At 71.9% G+C, this 14,989-nt stretch carries 12 protein-coding genes; 6 read left to right on the top strand and 6 right to left on the bottom strand.

Features of this window, described 5'->3' with window-relative positions; all coding sequences use genetic code 11:
- Position 1 precedes the first annotated feature (1 nt).
- Positions 2-631 carry a response regulator gene (locus MBA17_RS30485; RefSeq protein ID WP_238500193.1) on the top strand — a complete coding sequence of 210 codons (630 nt, stop codon included), beginning with the start codon at positions 2-4 and terminating at the stop codon, positions 629-631.
- An 861-nt stretch (positions 632-1,492) separates the two neighbouring features.
- On the opposite strand, the gene MBA17_RS30480 is transcribed toward MBA17_RS30485, so the two are convergent.
- Entirely contained in the window at positions 1,493-3,523 is a 2,031-nt protein-coding gene (locus tag MBA17_RS30480; protein ID WP_238500192.1) for an NYN domain-containing protein, read from the bottom strand.
- A 185-nt stretch (positions 3,524-3,708) separates the two neighbouring features.
- Positions 3,709-6,090: a sigma factor gene (locus MBA17_RS30475; RefSeq protein WP_238500191.1), complete on the bottom strand. Its 2,382-nt coding sequence runs from the start codon at positions 6,088-6,090 to the stop codon at positions 3,709-3,711.
- 120 nt (positions 6,091-6,210) lie between these two features.
- Between MBA17_RS30475 and pyrE the strand changes: the two genes are divergently transcribed.
- Positions 6,211-6,747, top strand: a complete 537-nt coding sequence (gene pyrE, locus MBA17_RS30470) for an orotate phosphoribosyltransferase (protein ID WP_238500190.1) — start codon at positions 6,211-6,213, stop codon at positions 6,745-6,747.
- Here pyrE and MBA17_RS30465 read toward each other — a convergent pair.
- Together MBA17_RS30465 and MBA17_RS30460 are read right to left on the bottom strand one after the other, a co-directional pair.
- Entirely contained in the window at positions 6,744-7,178 is a 435-nt protein-coding gene (locus MBA17_RS30465) for a DUF4115 domain-containing protein (protein ID WP_238500189.1), read from the bottom strand. The two genes, pyrE and MBA17_RS30465, sit on opposite strands and share 4 nt — an antisense overlap.
- 53 nt (positions 7,179-7,231) lie before the next feature.
- Positions 7,232-7,912, bottom strand: coding sequence for a DedA family protein (locus MBA17_RS30460; protein WP_238500409.1), 681 nt, complete (start codon positions 7,910-7,912; stop codon positions 7,232-7,234).
- Between the two features lie 138 nt (positions 7,913-8,050).
- Between MBA17_RS30460 and fbaA the strand changes: the two genes are divergently transcribed.
- Positions 8,051-9,073 carry a class II fructose-bisphosphate aldolase gene (gene fbaA, locus MBA17_RS30455; RefSeq protein ID WP_238500188.1) on the top strand — a complete coding sequence of 341 codons (1,023 nt, stop codon included), beginning with the start codon at positions 8,051-8,053 and terminating at the stop codon, positions 9,071-9,073.
- Between the two features lie 4 nt (positions 9,074-9,077).
- Here fbaA and MBA17_RS30450 read toward each other — a convergent pair whose 3' ends face one another.
- On the bottom strand, positions 9,078-9,233 hold the full coding sequence (locus tag MBA17_RS30450; RefSeq protein ID WP_238500187.1) for a glycoside hydrolase family 116 protein: 156 nt from the start codon (positions 9,231-9,233) through the stop codon (positions 9,078-9,080).
- A 415-nt stretch (positions 9,234-9,648) separates the two neighbouring features.
- Between MBA17_RS30450 and MBA17_RS30445 the strand changes: the two genes are divergently transcribed.
- Genes MBA17_RS30445 through MBA17_RS30435 form a run of 3 tightly spaced genes read left to right on the top strand, consistent with a single transcriptional unit; the run spans position 9,649 to position 14,173 of the window.
- Complete coding sequence (locus tag MBA17_RS30445; protein ID WP_238500186.1) at positions 9,649-10,722, top strand: class I SAM-dependent methyltransferase; 1,074 nt, start codon at positions 9,649-9,651, stop codon at positions 10,720-10,722.
- Positions 10,719-12,608, top strand: a complete 1,890-nt coding sequence (locus MBA17_RS30440) for a glycosyltransferase family 2 protein (RefSeq protein WP_238500185.1) — start codon at positions 10,719-10,721, stop codon at positions 12,606-12,608. Before MBA17_RS30445 ends, MBA17_RS30440 begins: the two co-directional genes overlap by 4 nt.
- Positions 12,605-14,173, top strand: a complete 1,569-nt coding sequence (locus MBA17_RS30435; RefSeq protein WP_238500184.1) for a glycosyltransferase family 2 protein — start codon at positions 12,605-12,607, stop codon at positions 14,171-14,173. Before MBA17_RS30440 ends, MBA17_RS30435 begins: the two co-directional genes overlap by 4 nt.
- Here the strand turns inward: MBA17_RS30435 and MBA17_RS30430 are convergent.
- A complete protein-coding gene (locus MBA17_RS30430; RefSeq protein ID WP_238500183.1) occupies positions 14,170-14,883 on the bottom strand; it encodes a polysaccharide deacetylase family protein in 714 nt (237 codons plus the stop codon). The genes MBA17_RS30435 and MBA17_RS30430 overlap by 4 nt on opposite strands.
- Between the last annotated feature and the right edge of the window lie 106 nt (positions 14,884-14,989).

Here is a 14,989-nt window from a genome sequence, read left to right as displayed (position 1 = left end):
CATGGCCGACCGTGCCAAGATCCTCCTCGTTGACGACCGAGAGGAGAACCTGATCGCCCTTGAGGCCATCCTGAGCTCCCTCGACCTCGTTCCCGTGCGTGCCCGCTCGGGTGAGGAAGCCCTCAAGGCGCTGCTCAGCACCGAATTCGCGCTCATCCTGCTCGACGTGCGCATGCCCGGGATGGATGGCTTCGAGACGGCTGCCCACATCAAGCGCCGGGAACGCACCAGGAACATCCCGATCATCTTCCTGACCGTCGTCGACAGCGCCCCCGACTACGCCTTCCGCGGTTACGCCGCCGGCGCCGTCGACTACCTCACCAAGCCGTTCGACCCGTGGGTCCTGCGCGCCAAGGTGTCGGTCTTCGCCGAGCTCTACAACATGAACCGCCGGATGACCGAGCAGGCCGCCCTGCTGCGCGAACGCCTCACCTCCGAACTCCCCGGCGAAGCCGCCGAGCAGGCCTCGGTCCTCCCCGAGCTCTCCCGCCGCCTCACCGCCGTCGAGGACGAGCTCGCCCGCGTCCGCGAACTCGCCCGCAAGTCCAACGACCCCACCCTCAGCGTCCCCCTCACCGACCTCTCCGACCGGATAACCCACCTCCGCTCAGGCTTCGACGCCCTGAGCTGACCCGCGCCCAGGGCGGCGATCCCCGCCCTGGGACAAGTGCTTCCCTCCCCCCTCGGACAAGCCCGCGGCCTCCCACCCGCCCCGGGCAGGTGCTGTCCTGCCCGCCCCGGGCAAGTGCTTCCTGCCCGCCCCGGGCAGGTGCTTCCTGCCCGCCCCGGGCAGGTGCTTCCTGTACGGCATGCCACCCCAGCGCCACGCGCCGTCTGTGCTCGCCGTCCGTGGACCCACGCTCCTCCAGCGCGCGTGGCCGCCCGCCGTCACGCCTCGCCTCCCGGCCATCCCCGTTGGTCAAAACCGTGGCGCCGGGCGAAGTGCCGGCATGACCAGGCGACCTCCGCGGTGCCGGCGTGCCGCACGACGGCGACCTTGGGCGACGCCAGGCAGCCGTCGACAGCGGGCCGATCCGCTTGCTGGAGGCTGCGGCCCCGGCAACGAGCGCGGCGGTCAGCGGGAACTCCGCATCGGCTGCCAGTCGGGGACAGTGCCCAACTGCCGGAAGCAGCCGAAACGTTCGACCCCTGGTGTCAGAACCGCCAGCAGGTCGGTGTCCGTGGCTGATGTGCCGCGCCGCGCCAAGCTGCTGCGTGCGTCTCCCGACCGCCAGCCCTGGCGGCCCCCGGTCAGCCCTGGCGGCCCCCGGTCAGCCCTGGCGGCCCCGGTCAGCCCTGGCGGCCCCGGTCGGCCCTGGCGGCCCTGGCGCCCTGGCGGCCCCTGGCGGCCCGGAAACAGCTGTCTCGCCCGCTTTAGCCTTGTCTTCGCCCTTCGGGGAGGCAGAGCGCGCCGTATGGCTGTAAACCGCTATCTGGGCGTGTTGTGCCGCTGGGAAGCCGCGACGCCCGGTGGATGGTCGGGGAGCGGGTGTTACTGGCGGGCGCGTTCGAGGGCGTCCCAGAAGCCGCGGCGGAGGGCGTGGCGGACCTCGTCGTGGAGGAGGAAGTCGATGGGGAGGGAGGAGCCCTGGAGGAGCCTGGCTTCGAGGTCGGAGGGCATCCGGGGTTTGCGGGCCAGGACGGCTTCCAGCCAGAGGGCGGGGGCGTCACGGGCCACCGACTCGCCGAAGTCGTGGCCTTCCTTGTGGGCGGCCTTGACGGCGTCGGCGAGGGTGGTGGTGCCGCCCGGCATGCTCTGCGGCGGGATGGGGGCCGCTTGGGGGCCGGTGTAAGGGCCCAGCTGGGGAGATTGGTAGGTCGGGGAGTAGCCGTTGTACTGCGGCGGCGGGGGCTTCGCGCTGGGAGTGGGGTTCTGCTGCGGCGATGAGGGCGGGGGGACGGGAAGCGAAGCGGGATTGGGCGGCGTGGCCTGCGGCTCCTGGGGGTATCCCGGGTAGCTGGGCTGAGCCGAATGGGCGGAGTGGGCGCGTCGGGAGCCGCCCTGCGAGGGTGACGCTCCCCCTTGGGAACCGCCGCCGTGGCCGCCCGTGCCGTATCCGCCGTGGCCACCCGACACGCCGCTCGCGGGCCCACCGGTGGAACCGCCGGCATGACCGCCCGTGGAACCGCCGCCGTGGCCGCCCGTGGAACCGCCGGCATGACCGCCCGTGGAACCGCTGGTGTATCCGCCCGCGTGGCCGTCCATGGATCCAGGGACGGAGCCGCCGCCGTGGCCGCCCACCGACCCGCTCTGGCCGTTGCTCGATGACTGCCCGGGTGGCAGGGCGTGGGGCGAGCCGGACGAACGCTGGCCGTCGAGCGAGTGACCCGTGTCGAGGGCTCGCGAATCGTCGAACGGCCGGGCGCTCTCCGACGACCGCGAGCTGTCCGCCTGCGGCCCGCCGCCGAGCGCTCTGGGGCCGTCGAGGGCCCGAGGCTCGTCGAACGACAGCCCGCCGCCCAGCGCCTGTCCGCCGCCGTGGCCGCCCATGGGCCGGGGGCCCTCCACGGTCCGCGCGTCGTCGAAGGACCGCGAACCGTCCGGCGACGGCGCCCCGCCCAGTGACCGCGAACCGTCGAGCGACGGCCCGCCGCCTGCTTCCCGGGGACCGTCGAGCATCCGCGAATCGTCGAACGACCGGGACCCCTCCGGCGACGGCCCGCCACCGGGCTGGCGGGGGGCGTCCAAGGCCCGGGAATCGTCGAACGACGGCCCGGTCCTGGACCGGGGACCTTCCAGGGCACGCGAATCGTCGAACTGCCGCCCGCCGGTGTCCGGCGACTTCCCGCGTGAATGGCTACCGCCGTCCGACGACCGGGAATTGTCCAGGGACCGCGCGTGGCCGCCGCCCAGCGACCGGGAGTCATCCGGCGAAGGCAGACCTTCCGGACCGCGCGCCTGGTCGAGCGAGGTCACCGTGCCCAGCGGCTGCCCGTTGCCGGCGCCCGGGTGCCCGTTGGCGAGGGCGGAGCCGGTGTCCGTCGAGCCGGTGTTGAGGCTGACGTGGGGGCGTAGGTGGCCGCCGCCGAGCTCGATGAGGTCGTCGCACTCCTGGCGGAGGGAGCGGGAGACCGCCCAGCTCCCGTCGGCGGTGATGTGCACGACGGTGACGCGGATGCCGAGGTCCTGCGCGTCGCAGACGACCTGGGCGAGGTCCTCGTCGCCGCTGACGACGACGGCGTCGCAGATGGCGGAGTTGCGGGCCAGGGTCATCAGGTCGCGGTGGACCTGGGCGTCGACCCCTTCGCGGCGGCCCGGCCGGATCCGGGAGAGGCGGAGCTTGAGGCCGGGGATGTCGGCGAGCGTGTCGTGTTCGGGGGTGCGGCGGCCTTCCACGGTCGCCTCGTACCAGTAACAGCGCAGCAGCGGCAGCCCGGTGCGTTCACGGGAGAGGCTGTTGAGCAGTTGTAGCAGGCCCGGGTAATCCCAGGAGACGGCCTCCCGATGGCGGGTCCCGTGTACGGCCATCGCGCCGTCGGCCAGCAGGTAGCCTGCGTCCACGAACAGCGCGCAGCGATCCACGCGACACCGCCCTTCCTACGTGGCCGGGTTACGGGCTCTGCGACCCCCGCGAGACAGCCCTGCCCCAGGGTAATGAAGCAGCTGATCGTGTGAGGGTGAATCCCGACGATTCGGCCCGCGCCCGACCATATACGGGAGCGTTCACGCCGACCGTACCAGTCTGTCCTGATATTGGAACCTGTCCATCAGGAGCGGGCATGCACACTTACGACGGCCGCCCCGAACAGGAGCACATCCTTCCTCGTCGAGATCCGCAACACCGGCTTTTCACCCAGTATTTGGTGAAAGGTATCGACATCCACGCCAAAGGTCATCCGCGCTCCGACGGCCCCGTTCGCCGAACTGTCGAAGGGGTTCTCCGGGTCGCGCTCGCCTCCCTCCGGGCGCAGCGGATCACCGCCGAGCGTCACCCTGTCGCCCCGGAGATCGACATCGCCCTCCCAGGTCACCAGGTCGATCCTGGCCGGCGACGCCGTGGGGGCCAGCCCGGCCAGCGGCACCTCCAGCGGCCCCTTCTCCCGGTCCACGACGGTAGCCGTGTCGAGCACGACCGCCTGGGAGTACGGCCGGCGCGGGTCGGCGACGACGACCACCAGGCTCCAGCCGCCGTGCTGGGCGACTCCCTCGCGCACCTGCGCGTCGGCGACCCACCACCGCCCCGCCGGCCCGGCCGCGCCCGCCAGCCCGGTCACGTCGGCGAACGCCTGGTAGCCGTGGCCCGAGGGCAGCACCCGCCCGGTGACCTGGCTCGCCCTGACCCGTACGTAACGCGTCCTGCCGGGCGGCCGGACCTTGATCGTCCCCGCTGACCGCGCGGGGCCGCCGCCCGACCAGTAGAGGCCCGCCCACACCACCTTGCCGGCCGGCGGCAGTTTGAGCCTGGCCGCGCTGGAGTTGCGGGTCGTGCGGTCGCCGTCGGTGTCGGCTGGCCACATCGTCCACAGGTCGTTGTCCCGTCCGCCGCCCTCACGTCTGGCCGCCCGATCACACCCGGGCTGGGCCGAAGAGCAGGTCAGCAGCGTGTTGCCGATCGCGAGACCGGCCACCCTGCCATCCGTCGCGAACCTCGCCGGCGCGCCCGCCGTACGCACTCCCGACGTGGCCCGCGCCGCCACCCTGAACCGCCCGGCCGCCACCCGTACGGCGGGCCCGTCACCCTGCGGCGCGCCGGGCGCGACCTGCACCCGCATGAACACCGCCGTCACCCGGCCCGCGGCGAGCGGCCCGCGCGTGCAGCGGGCGCCGGCGACGTCGGGCCGGCACGCCCAGCCGTCGACCGTGCCGACCGGGTCGGCGACTCCGACCCCTCTGCCCTGCCCGCCGGCGACGAGCAGCGTGACGCCCGGCGGTAACTCGACGGAGGCGACGAGTTCCTTGCTGGCCCCCCGGCCCTCGTTGCGCAGCCGGATGCCGACGATGCCCGGCCGTGCACGGACCAGCGCGCCGAGTGGGGCGATGGAGGCCACGAGGCGCGGCTTGCGCGGGACCGGCGGTCCGGGTGGCAGTGCCCGGTGCGCGGGTGGCGGTGCCCGGTGGGCGGGCGGCGGTGAGGGGCGCGGGCGGCGCGGTGAGGGGGTCGGCGCGACGGGAACGGGCGGCGGCTCGTGCGAGACGACGGGCGCCGGGACCGCCTGGGGCGGATCGGCGGGCGGCCGGCCGTACTCCTCCTCGCCCGACACCAGCAGGAACGCCCCCGCGACCACGACGGCGGCCGTGCCCGCCAGCGCGGCGTTCCGGCGCGCCGAGCCCCGCCCCATCCGGCCGAGCAGCGCGCCCACCCCTCCTCCGGCGCCCGCCTTGTCGAGCCCCGAGAGATAGGCGGCGAGCATGGGACCGGCGACCAGCGGGCCGACGATCACCCGCATGCCCTGGTTGACGTCGGTCAGCTCGGCGAAGACGGCCCGGCAGTCCGCGCAGTCGGCGACGTGCTCGTCGACCATCCGGGTCTCCCGCTTGGCCAGTCCGCCGCGCACGTAGGCGCCCATCTTGCCGACCACGGGACGGCACGACTGGCCGGGCGTAGCGGCCAGGTGCATCTGGAGGTACGCCTGGCGCAGCCCTTCGCGCGCGCGGTAGGCGAGGGCGGCCACGCCGTTCGCGGTCAGACCCAGGAACGAGGCGATGTCGGCGGGCCGCGCGCGCTCGACCTCGGTGTGCCACAGCACCATCCGCCACCTGTCGGGCAGCGACATGAAAGCCCTGGCGACCATCGAGCGCTCCAGCCCGGCGAGGGTGGGGTCGACGAACGGCTCGCCGGGGTCGTAGAGCTCGATGTCGCCGGTGGCCAGCTCCTTCCTGCCGCGGTCGTAGACGGTCCGGCGGACGGCCGTGAGCAGGTAGGGCCTGAAGGCGATCTCCGGTCCGCCACCCCGGTGCACCAGATCGAGGATCTTGGTGAACGTCTCGGCGACGACGTCCTCGACCTCCGCCTCGGCACGCACGAGTTGCCTGGCGAGGGCGCGGGCGGCGACCACGTGGCGCTCGTAGAGGGCACCGTAGGCCGCAGCCTTACCGTTTCTGACCGCTTCGAGGAGCTCGGCGTCACTTTGACGCGATTCGACACTCATTGTGACCTCACGATTGCACAGGGTTGCCCGTCAGATGATTCCGCATCCCGCCTGATGGCTAAACCGGTGACACGCCTTTACCTGGGACCGGCATCACAAAGGCCGCCCTAGGCTTGGCATATGACTGACCGTGAGAACCTGCTGGTGGAGATCAAGGCCAAGGCCGTCGTGCACGGGCGCGTGGTGCTCTCCTCGGGCCGGGAGGCCGACTACTACTTCGATCTGCGCCGCGTCACCCTCGACGGCCGGGCGGCGCCGCTGGTCGGCCGCGTGCTGCTCGACCTGACCGAGGATCTCGACTACGACGCCGTCGGCGGGCTCACCCTGGGAGCCGACCCGGTGGCGACCGCGATGCTGCACGCGGCGGCGGCGCGGGGGCGGGAGCTGGACGCGTTCGTGGTGCGCAAGGAGGGCAAGGCACACGGCCTGCAGCGCCGGATCGAGGGGCCCGACGTCACGGGTCGCCGGGTCCTCGCGCTGGAGGACACCTCCACCACCGGTGACTCCGTCCTCACCGCCGTGACGGCGCTGCGCGAGGCCGGCGCCGAGGTCGTCGGCGTGGTCACGATCGTCGACCGCGGCGCCGCCAAGGCCGTCGCCGACGCCGGCCTGCCGTACCGGACGGTCTTCACGGTCGAGGACCTTGAGGTGAGCTAGGGCTCGCGGGTCGCGACGAACGCCTCGCGCTCTCCGGTCGAGCCCGGCGGGCGGCTCTCACCGTTGACCTCGATGTGGACCGCCGAGCCATCGGTCAGCACCACGTCGAGTTTCTCGTCGTCGAAGGTCGCCCGTTCGCCCATGGCCATCTCGCGGTCGAGCAGCACGTCGCCGCCGGGGATCCGGACGAAGACCTTCGGGCACTGCTCCTGGCGGCACTCGACCAGGAGGGTGGACGGCCTGACCGACTGCTGGGGGGCGGAGGCGGGGGGCACCACGGCGCTCGGTGTGGCCGCCGGCGTGGCGGCGGAGTCGAGCGAGTTGAACAACGCGCGGACCCCGACCGCGATGAGGGCCACCAGGGCGAGGATCACCAGCCCGGCGAGGGCCAGCCGGGCGATGCCCATCGGGTCAGACCTGTGGCGTCCCACACTTCGGAGAGTAGCGGGTGCGAGCCCGTCTCACGACTGACCTGAGAGAACGGTCAGTCGGCGGCGCGATGGTGCTTGCCCGCGGGCGTGGCGATGGCGCGGGCTTCCTTCCTGCCCTTCACGATCTCCCGGATGATCGGGATGACCGAGAGCACGATGATCACCGCGGCGCCCGGCAGAATGTAGCGGTCGACTCCCGGGATCTTGTCACCGATCAGATAACCGAACATCAGCAGGCCGTCGGTCCACAGGATGCCGCCCACCACGTTCCAGAGCAGGAACCTGCGCCGCCGCATGCCCAGCATCCCGGCGACCGGATTGAGGAACGTGCGCACGATGGGAATGAACCGCGCCAGCACCACCGCCTTGGGCGGGCCGAACTTCTCGAAGTAGTGCCGGGCCTTCTCCACGTGCTGCTTCTTGAACAGCCGCGAGTCGGGCCGGGAGAACAGCCGTGGACCCGTTTTCGCCCCGATGTAGTGCCCGAGCTGGGCTCCCGCGATGGCGCAGACGGGCGCGGCGATCAGCAGCACGGGGAGCGGGAAGGGCTCGTCCAGCCCGACGGCGGTGGCCACGGTGGCGGAGGCGCCCATGCCCGCGACGACGAGCAGCGAGTCACCCGGCAGGAAGAAACCGACGAGCAGCCCGGTCTCCGCGAAGATGATCGCCAGAATGCCGATCAACCCGAAGGTGACGATCCACCACTGGGCGTCTAGCAGGTTGGAAACGTCCATCAAGCCAGGAGCCTACTCTGGGAGAGGGCCGATCGAGGGGGATCGGCGCGCGACGCGAGGGCGGGTGCCTACCCGAGCGCGCTGGAACCCGAGATACTGGCAGGACAATCCGTACAGCCGTCTCCAGGGAGATGCCCGATGCCTATCGCAACGCCAGAGGTCTACGCAGAGATGCTCAACCGGGCCAAGTCTGGTGGATTCGCCTACCCGGCGATCAACGTGACCTCGTCGCAGACGTTGAACGCCGCACTGCGCGGGTTCGCCGAGGCCGAGAGCGACGGCATCATCCAGGTGTCCACCGGTGGTGCCGAGTTCCTCTCAGGCTCCACGGTGAAGGACATGGTCACCGGCTCGGTGGCCCTTGCCGAGTACGCCAGGGTGGTCGCCGCCAAATACCCGGTGACCGTCGCCCTGCACACCGACCACTGTCCCGAGAACAAGCTTGACGGGTTCATGCGGCCGCTGATCGAGATCTCCAGGGAGCGGGTGGCCAGGGGCCAGGAGCCGCTGTTCCAGTCGCACATGTGGGACGGTTCCGCCGTGCCGCTGGAGGAGAACCTGCGGATCGCCGCCGAGCTGCTGGAGAAGTGCGCCGCCGCGAAGATCATCATGGAGATGGAGATCGGGGTCGTCGGCGGCGAGGAGGACGGCGTCGTCGGTGAGATCAACGAGAAGCTCTACACCACGGCCGAAGACGCGATCGCGACCGCCGAGGCCGTGGGCGTCGGCGACCTGGGCCGTTACATGCTGGCCGCGACCTTCGGCAACGTGCACGGCGTCTACAAGCCGGGTCACGTCAAGCTCCGCCCGAGCGTGCTGAAGGAGATCCAGGACGCGGTCGGCGGGAAGTACGGCAAGGACAAGCCGTTCGACCTCGTCTTCCACGGCGGGTCGGGATCGCTGCTGAGCGAGATCCACGAGGCGATCTCGTACGGCGTGGTGAAGATGAACATCGACACCGACACGCAGTACGCCTTCACCCGCCCGGTCGCCGACCACATGTTCAAGAACTACGACGGCGTGCTCAAGATCGACGGTGAGGTCGGCAACAAGAAGGCCTACGACCCGCGCGCGTACGGCAAGGCCGCCGAGGCCGGGATGGCCGCCCGGATCGTCACCGCCTGCGAGAACCTGAAGTCGGCGGGCACCAAGCTCGGCTAGCGGTTCACCGGGACGACCGCCGCCCACCCGGCGAACGCGGGCGCCCGGACGCCGCCGCCGTACGACATGGCCTGCCGTACGGCGGCGGCGGCGTTTCAGGCGCGTAGTACTCGCCGTTCCACAGCAGCCGGTCGTACTCCGCGCTGCCGCGCTCGAACACGGCGCGGAACCTCTCGGCGGCGCCCCGGCCACAACACGACACCGCCCCCGGGCCGCCGTACGCCGCCGTACACAACCACCCCCCGGGCCGCCGTACGAAACGCTCTCGGCCATCTCGGCAGCACCCCGCCGACGGCACCGAGCAACTGCCCGGCAGCCGCGTCCACGCCACCCGAAAGACAGCCGGAACCTCGTCCACGACGGCGGAACCCGAGGATTCGGCCACTCGCAACGACGGGTTTCAGACACGGTCCGACGGCCCCTGAGACAGCCCTGCAAGGAGCTGCGAGCACACCTCCCAGGGAACTCTTAGGCGCAAGGTGCTCTTTTTCCCCATTTACATCTCATATCCTCTCCCGGTGGAGAGGATCCGTTTACTCACCCCGTCCACCCGGCAGCTATTGATCATTTCCGCCTTGACCGGCGGCTTGACCGTCGCCGGTTTAGTCGTCCTGTCAGCGGTCGGAGCGATCGAGTGGCCCGTCGCGGTCCAGCTCGCGCTGTCCGCCGCGACTCTCGCCGCGCTCGCTGTGACCGTCATGTCGGTGCGCCGCGTCGACGGCAAGGCGCTGCGCACCGACAAGCGCGTGAAGCGGCAGGAGGCCGCGCTCACCGCGCAGCGCGATCGCCTGGCGGCGCTCACCACCCAGGTCGAGCGCCTGGCCCGGGCCGGCCAGAAGAACGTCGACACCGTCGTGACGGCCCTGGGCGAGGACCGGGTGGAGCTCGCCGGGCACACCGCCTCGCTCAACGGCCACACGGTCGCGCTCAACGGCCACACCAGACGGCTCGACGAGCAGTCGGCCGCCCTGACCGCGATCAGGTCGGCGCTGGCCGGCCTCGACGAGTCGCTGCGCAGACAGCGCAGCTCCCGGACCGAGTACAACCAGATCGAGGCCCTGGTCGACCTGCGTGCGCTGCTGCAGCCCCGCGCGCCGCTGCCCCGCCTGCGCGGCTGGGCGGCCTCGCCCGACGTGCTGCGGCTGCTGGTCGAACGCGTCGCGGCCGACCGGCCCAAGCTCATCGTGGAGTGCGGCAGCGGCGCGTCCAGCGTCTGGCTGGGCTACGCGGTCGAGCGGTTCGGCGGCGGGCGGGTGGTCGCCCTGGAGCACGACGAGCGCTTCGCCGGGACCTCCAGGGACCTCATCGCCGCACACGGGCTCGACTCGATCGTCGAGGTACGGCACGCGCCGCTCACCGAGTGGCAGACCTTCCCCTGGTACGACCCCGCCGTGTTCGAGGACCTGAGCGACGCGGGGCTGGTCTTCGTGGACGGCCCGCCCGAACAGACCGGGCCGCTCGCGCGCTACCCGGCGGTGCCGCTGCTGCTGCCGCACTGCGCGCCCGACGCCTGGATCGTGCTCGACGACACGGTCAGGCCCGACGAACGCGAGGTGGCCGAGCGCTGGCTGCGGGAGTATCCCGAGCTGTCCCGCACCACCTACGCCGCGGAGAAGGGCGCGATGATCTTCCGGCGGAGCACACTGTGATATCGGGTTTCGTCGCCAACGGAGCCAAGGTCGTCGCCGCCGTCTCAGGGGTGGAGGCGCCGGACGAGGTGTTCAGACGGCTGCTGCCGGACGCGGAGGTCGACTGGACCGACGTGGCGGACATCTCGGCCGGGCCGTGGCCGGTGCCCGACCCCGCCGCCGTGATCATTCTGGCCCGCACGCCCACGGACCTGCGGCGGCTGGTGCCCCTTCGGGGAGTGCTGCCGCTGGGCAAACGCATCATGGTGGTCGTCGTCGAGACACCGTCCTGGCACGACGCCCCGCACGTCGCCATGTCGCGCGGGCTCGGCCAGCGGGCGCTGCGCGAGGTGCGGGTGCTCCGGTACGGCACGTCGGGCTGGGTGGTCACCACGCGTTTCGCCAAGGAACTGCCGTCCGGTGACGTCGCCGCCGCGGTGGCCAGAGGGCTGACGGGCCACCACCTCAACGCCTACCCGCTGCCCGCGGCGGGTCTCGGCGAAGCGGATCTGGCCGACTGGCGGCCCGGCGATCCCGACGTGACCTGCGGCGGGGAGCCGGAGACGTCGGGGGTGACCTCCAGCGACCTCGCCGTGCGCGCCCCCGGCGCCGAGTGGCCGGACGACCGGATTCCCACGGTCGCCCGCTCGTCGTGGTCGGACCTGGCCTGGACCACGATCGGCGCGCCGGGCGGCTACGACGCGCTCACCGAGCTGTCGCCCGACCATCTGCCGCCGGTGGACGAGCGCTCGGTCAACCCGCGTGGCTTCCTGCGCACGCCGGTGAAGGGCGTCGGCGAGATCTCCCAGCACGACGGCCGGTGGACGGCCTCCCTCGACGGCGACGAACTCGTCAGGTTCCCCGAGTCCGGGCTGGTCACCGATACCGACGTCGACCGGTTGCGCAAGCTCCGCGGCCTGCGCCTGACCTGGCGGCCCGCGCACACCGGGCCGTTGTCGGCCACCCGGATCGTCGCCGGGCTCTCGGCCGCGGGGGTGCCCCTGGTGGCGCAGGACCCGCCCGCGTGGGCGACGGCGGCGCTGGGCGAGGATCTGATCGAGCACCTCACCGACGGTGAACTACCCGCCGACCTGGCCGACGACCTGCGCAGGGAGGAACGGAGCGTGCTGCTGCGCCGATGCGCGCTGCGCGCCCACGGCACCACCGCACGCTGGAACTCGCTCGCCACGGCCGCCGGGCTCACCCTGCCATCTCCGCCGACGATCTCCGTCGTGCTGGCGACGCGCAGGGCGGATTTCGTCAGGTTCGCCCTCGACCAGATCGGCCGCCAGCGCGATGTGGACCTGGAGGTCGTGCTCGCGCTGCACGGCGTGTCCGCGTCCTCGCCGGAGGTCGCCGAGGCGGTGCAGAGCTTCGACCGGCCGCTGACCGTCCACGAGATGCCCGCCGCCGCGCCCTTCGGCACGGTGCTCAACGAGGCGGTCGCCCGCACGTCGGGAACCTGCGTCACCAAGTGGGACGACGACGACTGGTACAGCCCCGACCATCTCGCCGATCTCCTGCTCGCCCGCGCCTACTCCGGGGCCGACCTCGTCGGGGTCGCCTCGGAGTTCTTCTATCTGGAGCAGATCGACCTGACCATCCGGCGCCGCTGGGCCAGCGAGATGATGGCCGACCACGTGGCGGGCGGCACGTTCCTGGTGTCCAAGGAGACGCTGGACGCGCTCGGCGGCTTCCGCCCGGTCCCCCGCTCGGTCGACATCGAGCTCTTCACCACCCTGCTGCGCGCGGGCGGCTGCATCTACCGCACCCACGGCCTGGGATTCGTGGCACGCCGGGCCGCTCGGGGACGGCACACCTGGCAGGAGCCCGTCGGGTACTTCCTGCACCGGGCCAAGGACCAGTGGCGGGGCTTCCGCCCCAGCCGACTCATGGAGCCAGCGTGAATTCCCCTCGTATCCGGCACAACGACTACAGCATCCTCTCCCCTCCGGACATCGGCGACTGGCAGCCCTACCTCCCGGTCAGCGTGGTCATCGCGGCCTACGGGCACCAGGACAAGCTCGATCTCACCCTCGCCGCCCTCGCCGCCCAGAGCTACCCCTCCTACCTGCTCGAAGTGATCGTGGTGGACGACGGCACCTCGCCACCGCTCCGGCTCCCGGAGATCATCCCGGAGCGGACCCGGCTCCTGCGGACCGAACCCGGCTCCCGTGGCAGGTCCAACGCGCGCAACGTCGGCCTGGAAGTGGTCGAGGGCGACGTCGTGCACTGGCTCGACGCCGACATGATCACCCACCACGACGAGGTGGAGGCGCACATGCGCTGGCACCACCTCGCCGACTACCTCGTGGTCATGGGCTACGTCCGCTACATCGAGGACGACTGGCCGACCCCCGCCGAGGTGCACGCCGCCGTCTCCGGCGGCAACGGCGGGAAGCTGTTCGACGTCACCGCCAGCGACCCGCACAAGTGGATCGTGGACCTCGCCGAACGCACCGACGGCATGCGCACCGCCAAGGACGTGGCCTACCGGGTGCACGTGACCAACGCCGCCTCGGTCAACACCCGCCTCCTTCGTACGGCGGGGCCGCTGGAGACCGAACTGGTGCTCGGCGAGGACACCGAACTCGGTTACCGGCTCGCCCAGCACGGCGCCGCCTTCGTCCTGGAGCCCGACGCCAAGAGCTGGCATCTGGGCAGGTCGATGATGATGCGCGAGGGCGACAGGGTCAGCCGGTACAACCGGGTCTTCGTCACCGACCGGGTCGCCCACATGCGGTGGGTGCGGACCCATCCGCGCCGCCAGTGGCTGGTCCCCTACCTGGAGGTCGTCGTCGACGCCGTCGGCGCGACCTACGAGGACACCAAGGCCACGGTCGACGGGATCCTCGCGAGCACGCTGTACGACCTGCGGGTCACGATCGTCGGGCCGTGGGACACCTTGACCGAGGACCGCCGCAAGCCCCAGGACAGCCCCAACATCGACCTCCTCCTCGTCCACGGCCTCTACCGCAACGACGGCCGGGTCCGCTACCTCGAACGGTCCCCGCGGTCCGCCGCGCCCGCGCCGTACCGGCTGGTGTGCCCGCCCGGCTGGGTGCCGCGCCCCGAGACGCTGCGCAAGCTGGTCGCGCTGGCCGCCGAGCACGGCTACGGGCTGATCAACGTCGCACTCGCGGAGACCGACGAGGTGCTGACCGCGCGGCTGGAGCACACCGGCGCCTACGCCCGCGCCCGCCTGGTCGCCACGCCCGGCGAGAGCGTGGAGGACGCCGTCGAGGACGTGGCCGGCACCTACTGGGTGGACGGCGCCACCTGGGGTTTCCTGCCCGCCGCCGACGCCCCCGAGCCCAAGCTCTCCGGCAGCGCGAACAACGAGGAGACGACAAAGCTCAAGGCGGAGACCGAACGCCTGGAGCTCCGGGTCGCGCAGCTCACCGAAGAGGTCGAACGGCTGCGGGCCGAAAAGGCGTCCCAGCCCCGCCGCCGTAGCCTGTTCCGCGCCTAGCCCGCCTCTTTCCCGCGCATGGCCTCCCCCAGCGGGCGAACCTCCACCCCGGGCTGTACGGCGAGCCAGCCGAGGAACGCCGCCAGCACGCCCGGATCCACGGAGTACTCCCCGCAGGAGGCGCACACCTCGTGGAAGACGAGCGTCACCAGACCGCTTCGCCGTACGTGGCCCTGGAGGGTGGCGAGGCTCGTGGTGCGCACCACCGCGGGCGCGGTCGGAAGGTTGAACGGGTCGCCGGACGCGCCCGCGCCCGAACCGCGCGCACCGGTGTAACCGCACTCGCTCGCGAGGCCGGCGGTGCTCCGGTCGAAGGCGCCGTAGGGATAGGCGAGGGTCGGCACGGCGAGACCGAGACCGGTCAGCGCCCGGCGGTCGTCGCAGATCTCCCTGCGCTGGGCCCGGAGGGAGAGCGTGGGCAGCCGGGCATGGGTCAGGGTGTGGCCGCCGATCTCGTGTCCCGCCTCGGCGAGGTCGCGCACCTGCCCGGCGGTCATCCGGCCGTCCCGGCCCAGCAGCCCACTGGAAACGTAGAAGGTCGCCCGCAGGCCGTGCTCGCGCAACAGATCCACGGCCGCGAGCTGAGACTCCAGCCCGTCGTCGAAGGTCAGCGCGACCACGGTCCGCGGCTCCTCCGCCACCACACCACACGAGCCGACCACCCCGAGCAGTACGGCGAGCAGCAGGGCGAGCCCAGGTGCGCGGAACACGCGCGAACCTCCCCCAGCGACCGTCGCGACCGCCGACTGTCTCGACGATCTTCCGAATCCGGAAAATGTCAGGTTATCTGGAAGGGGGCCGACGTCCACCGGATCG

Origin of the sequence: Dolomitihabitans soli, from assembly GCF_022213955.1 — a bacterium.
GTDB lineage: Bacteria > Actinomycetota > Actinomycetes > Streptosporangiales > Streptosporangiaceae > Streptosporangium_A > Streptosporangium_A soli.
Note: the sequence above shows the minus strand (reverse complement) of the source record. Positions and strands in the feature narration are given on the sequence as shown.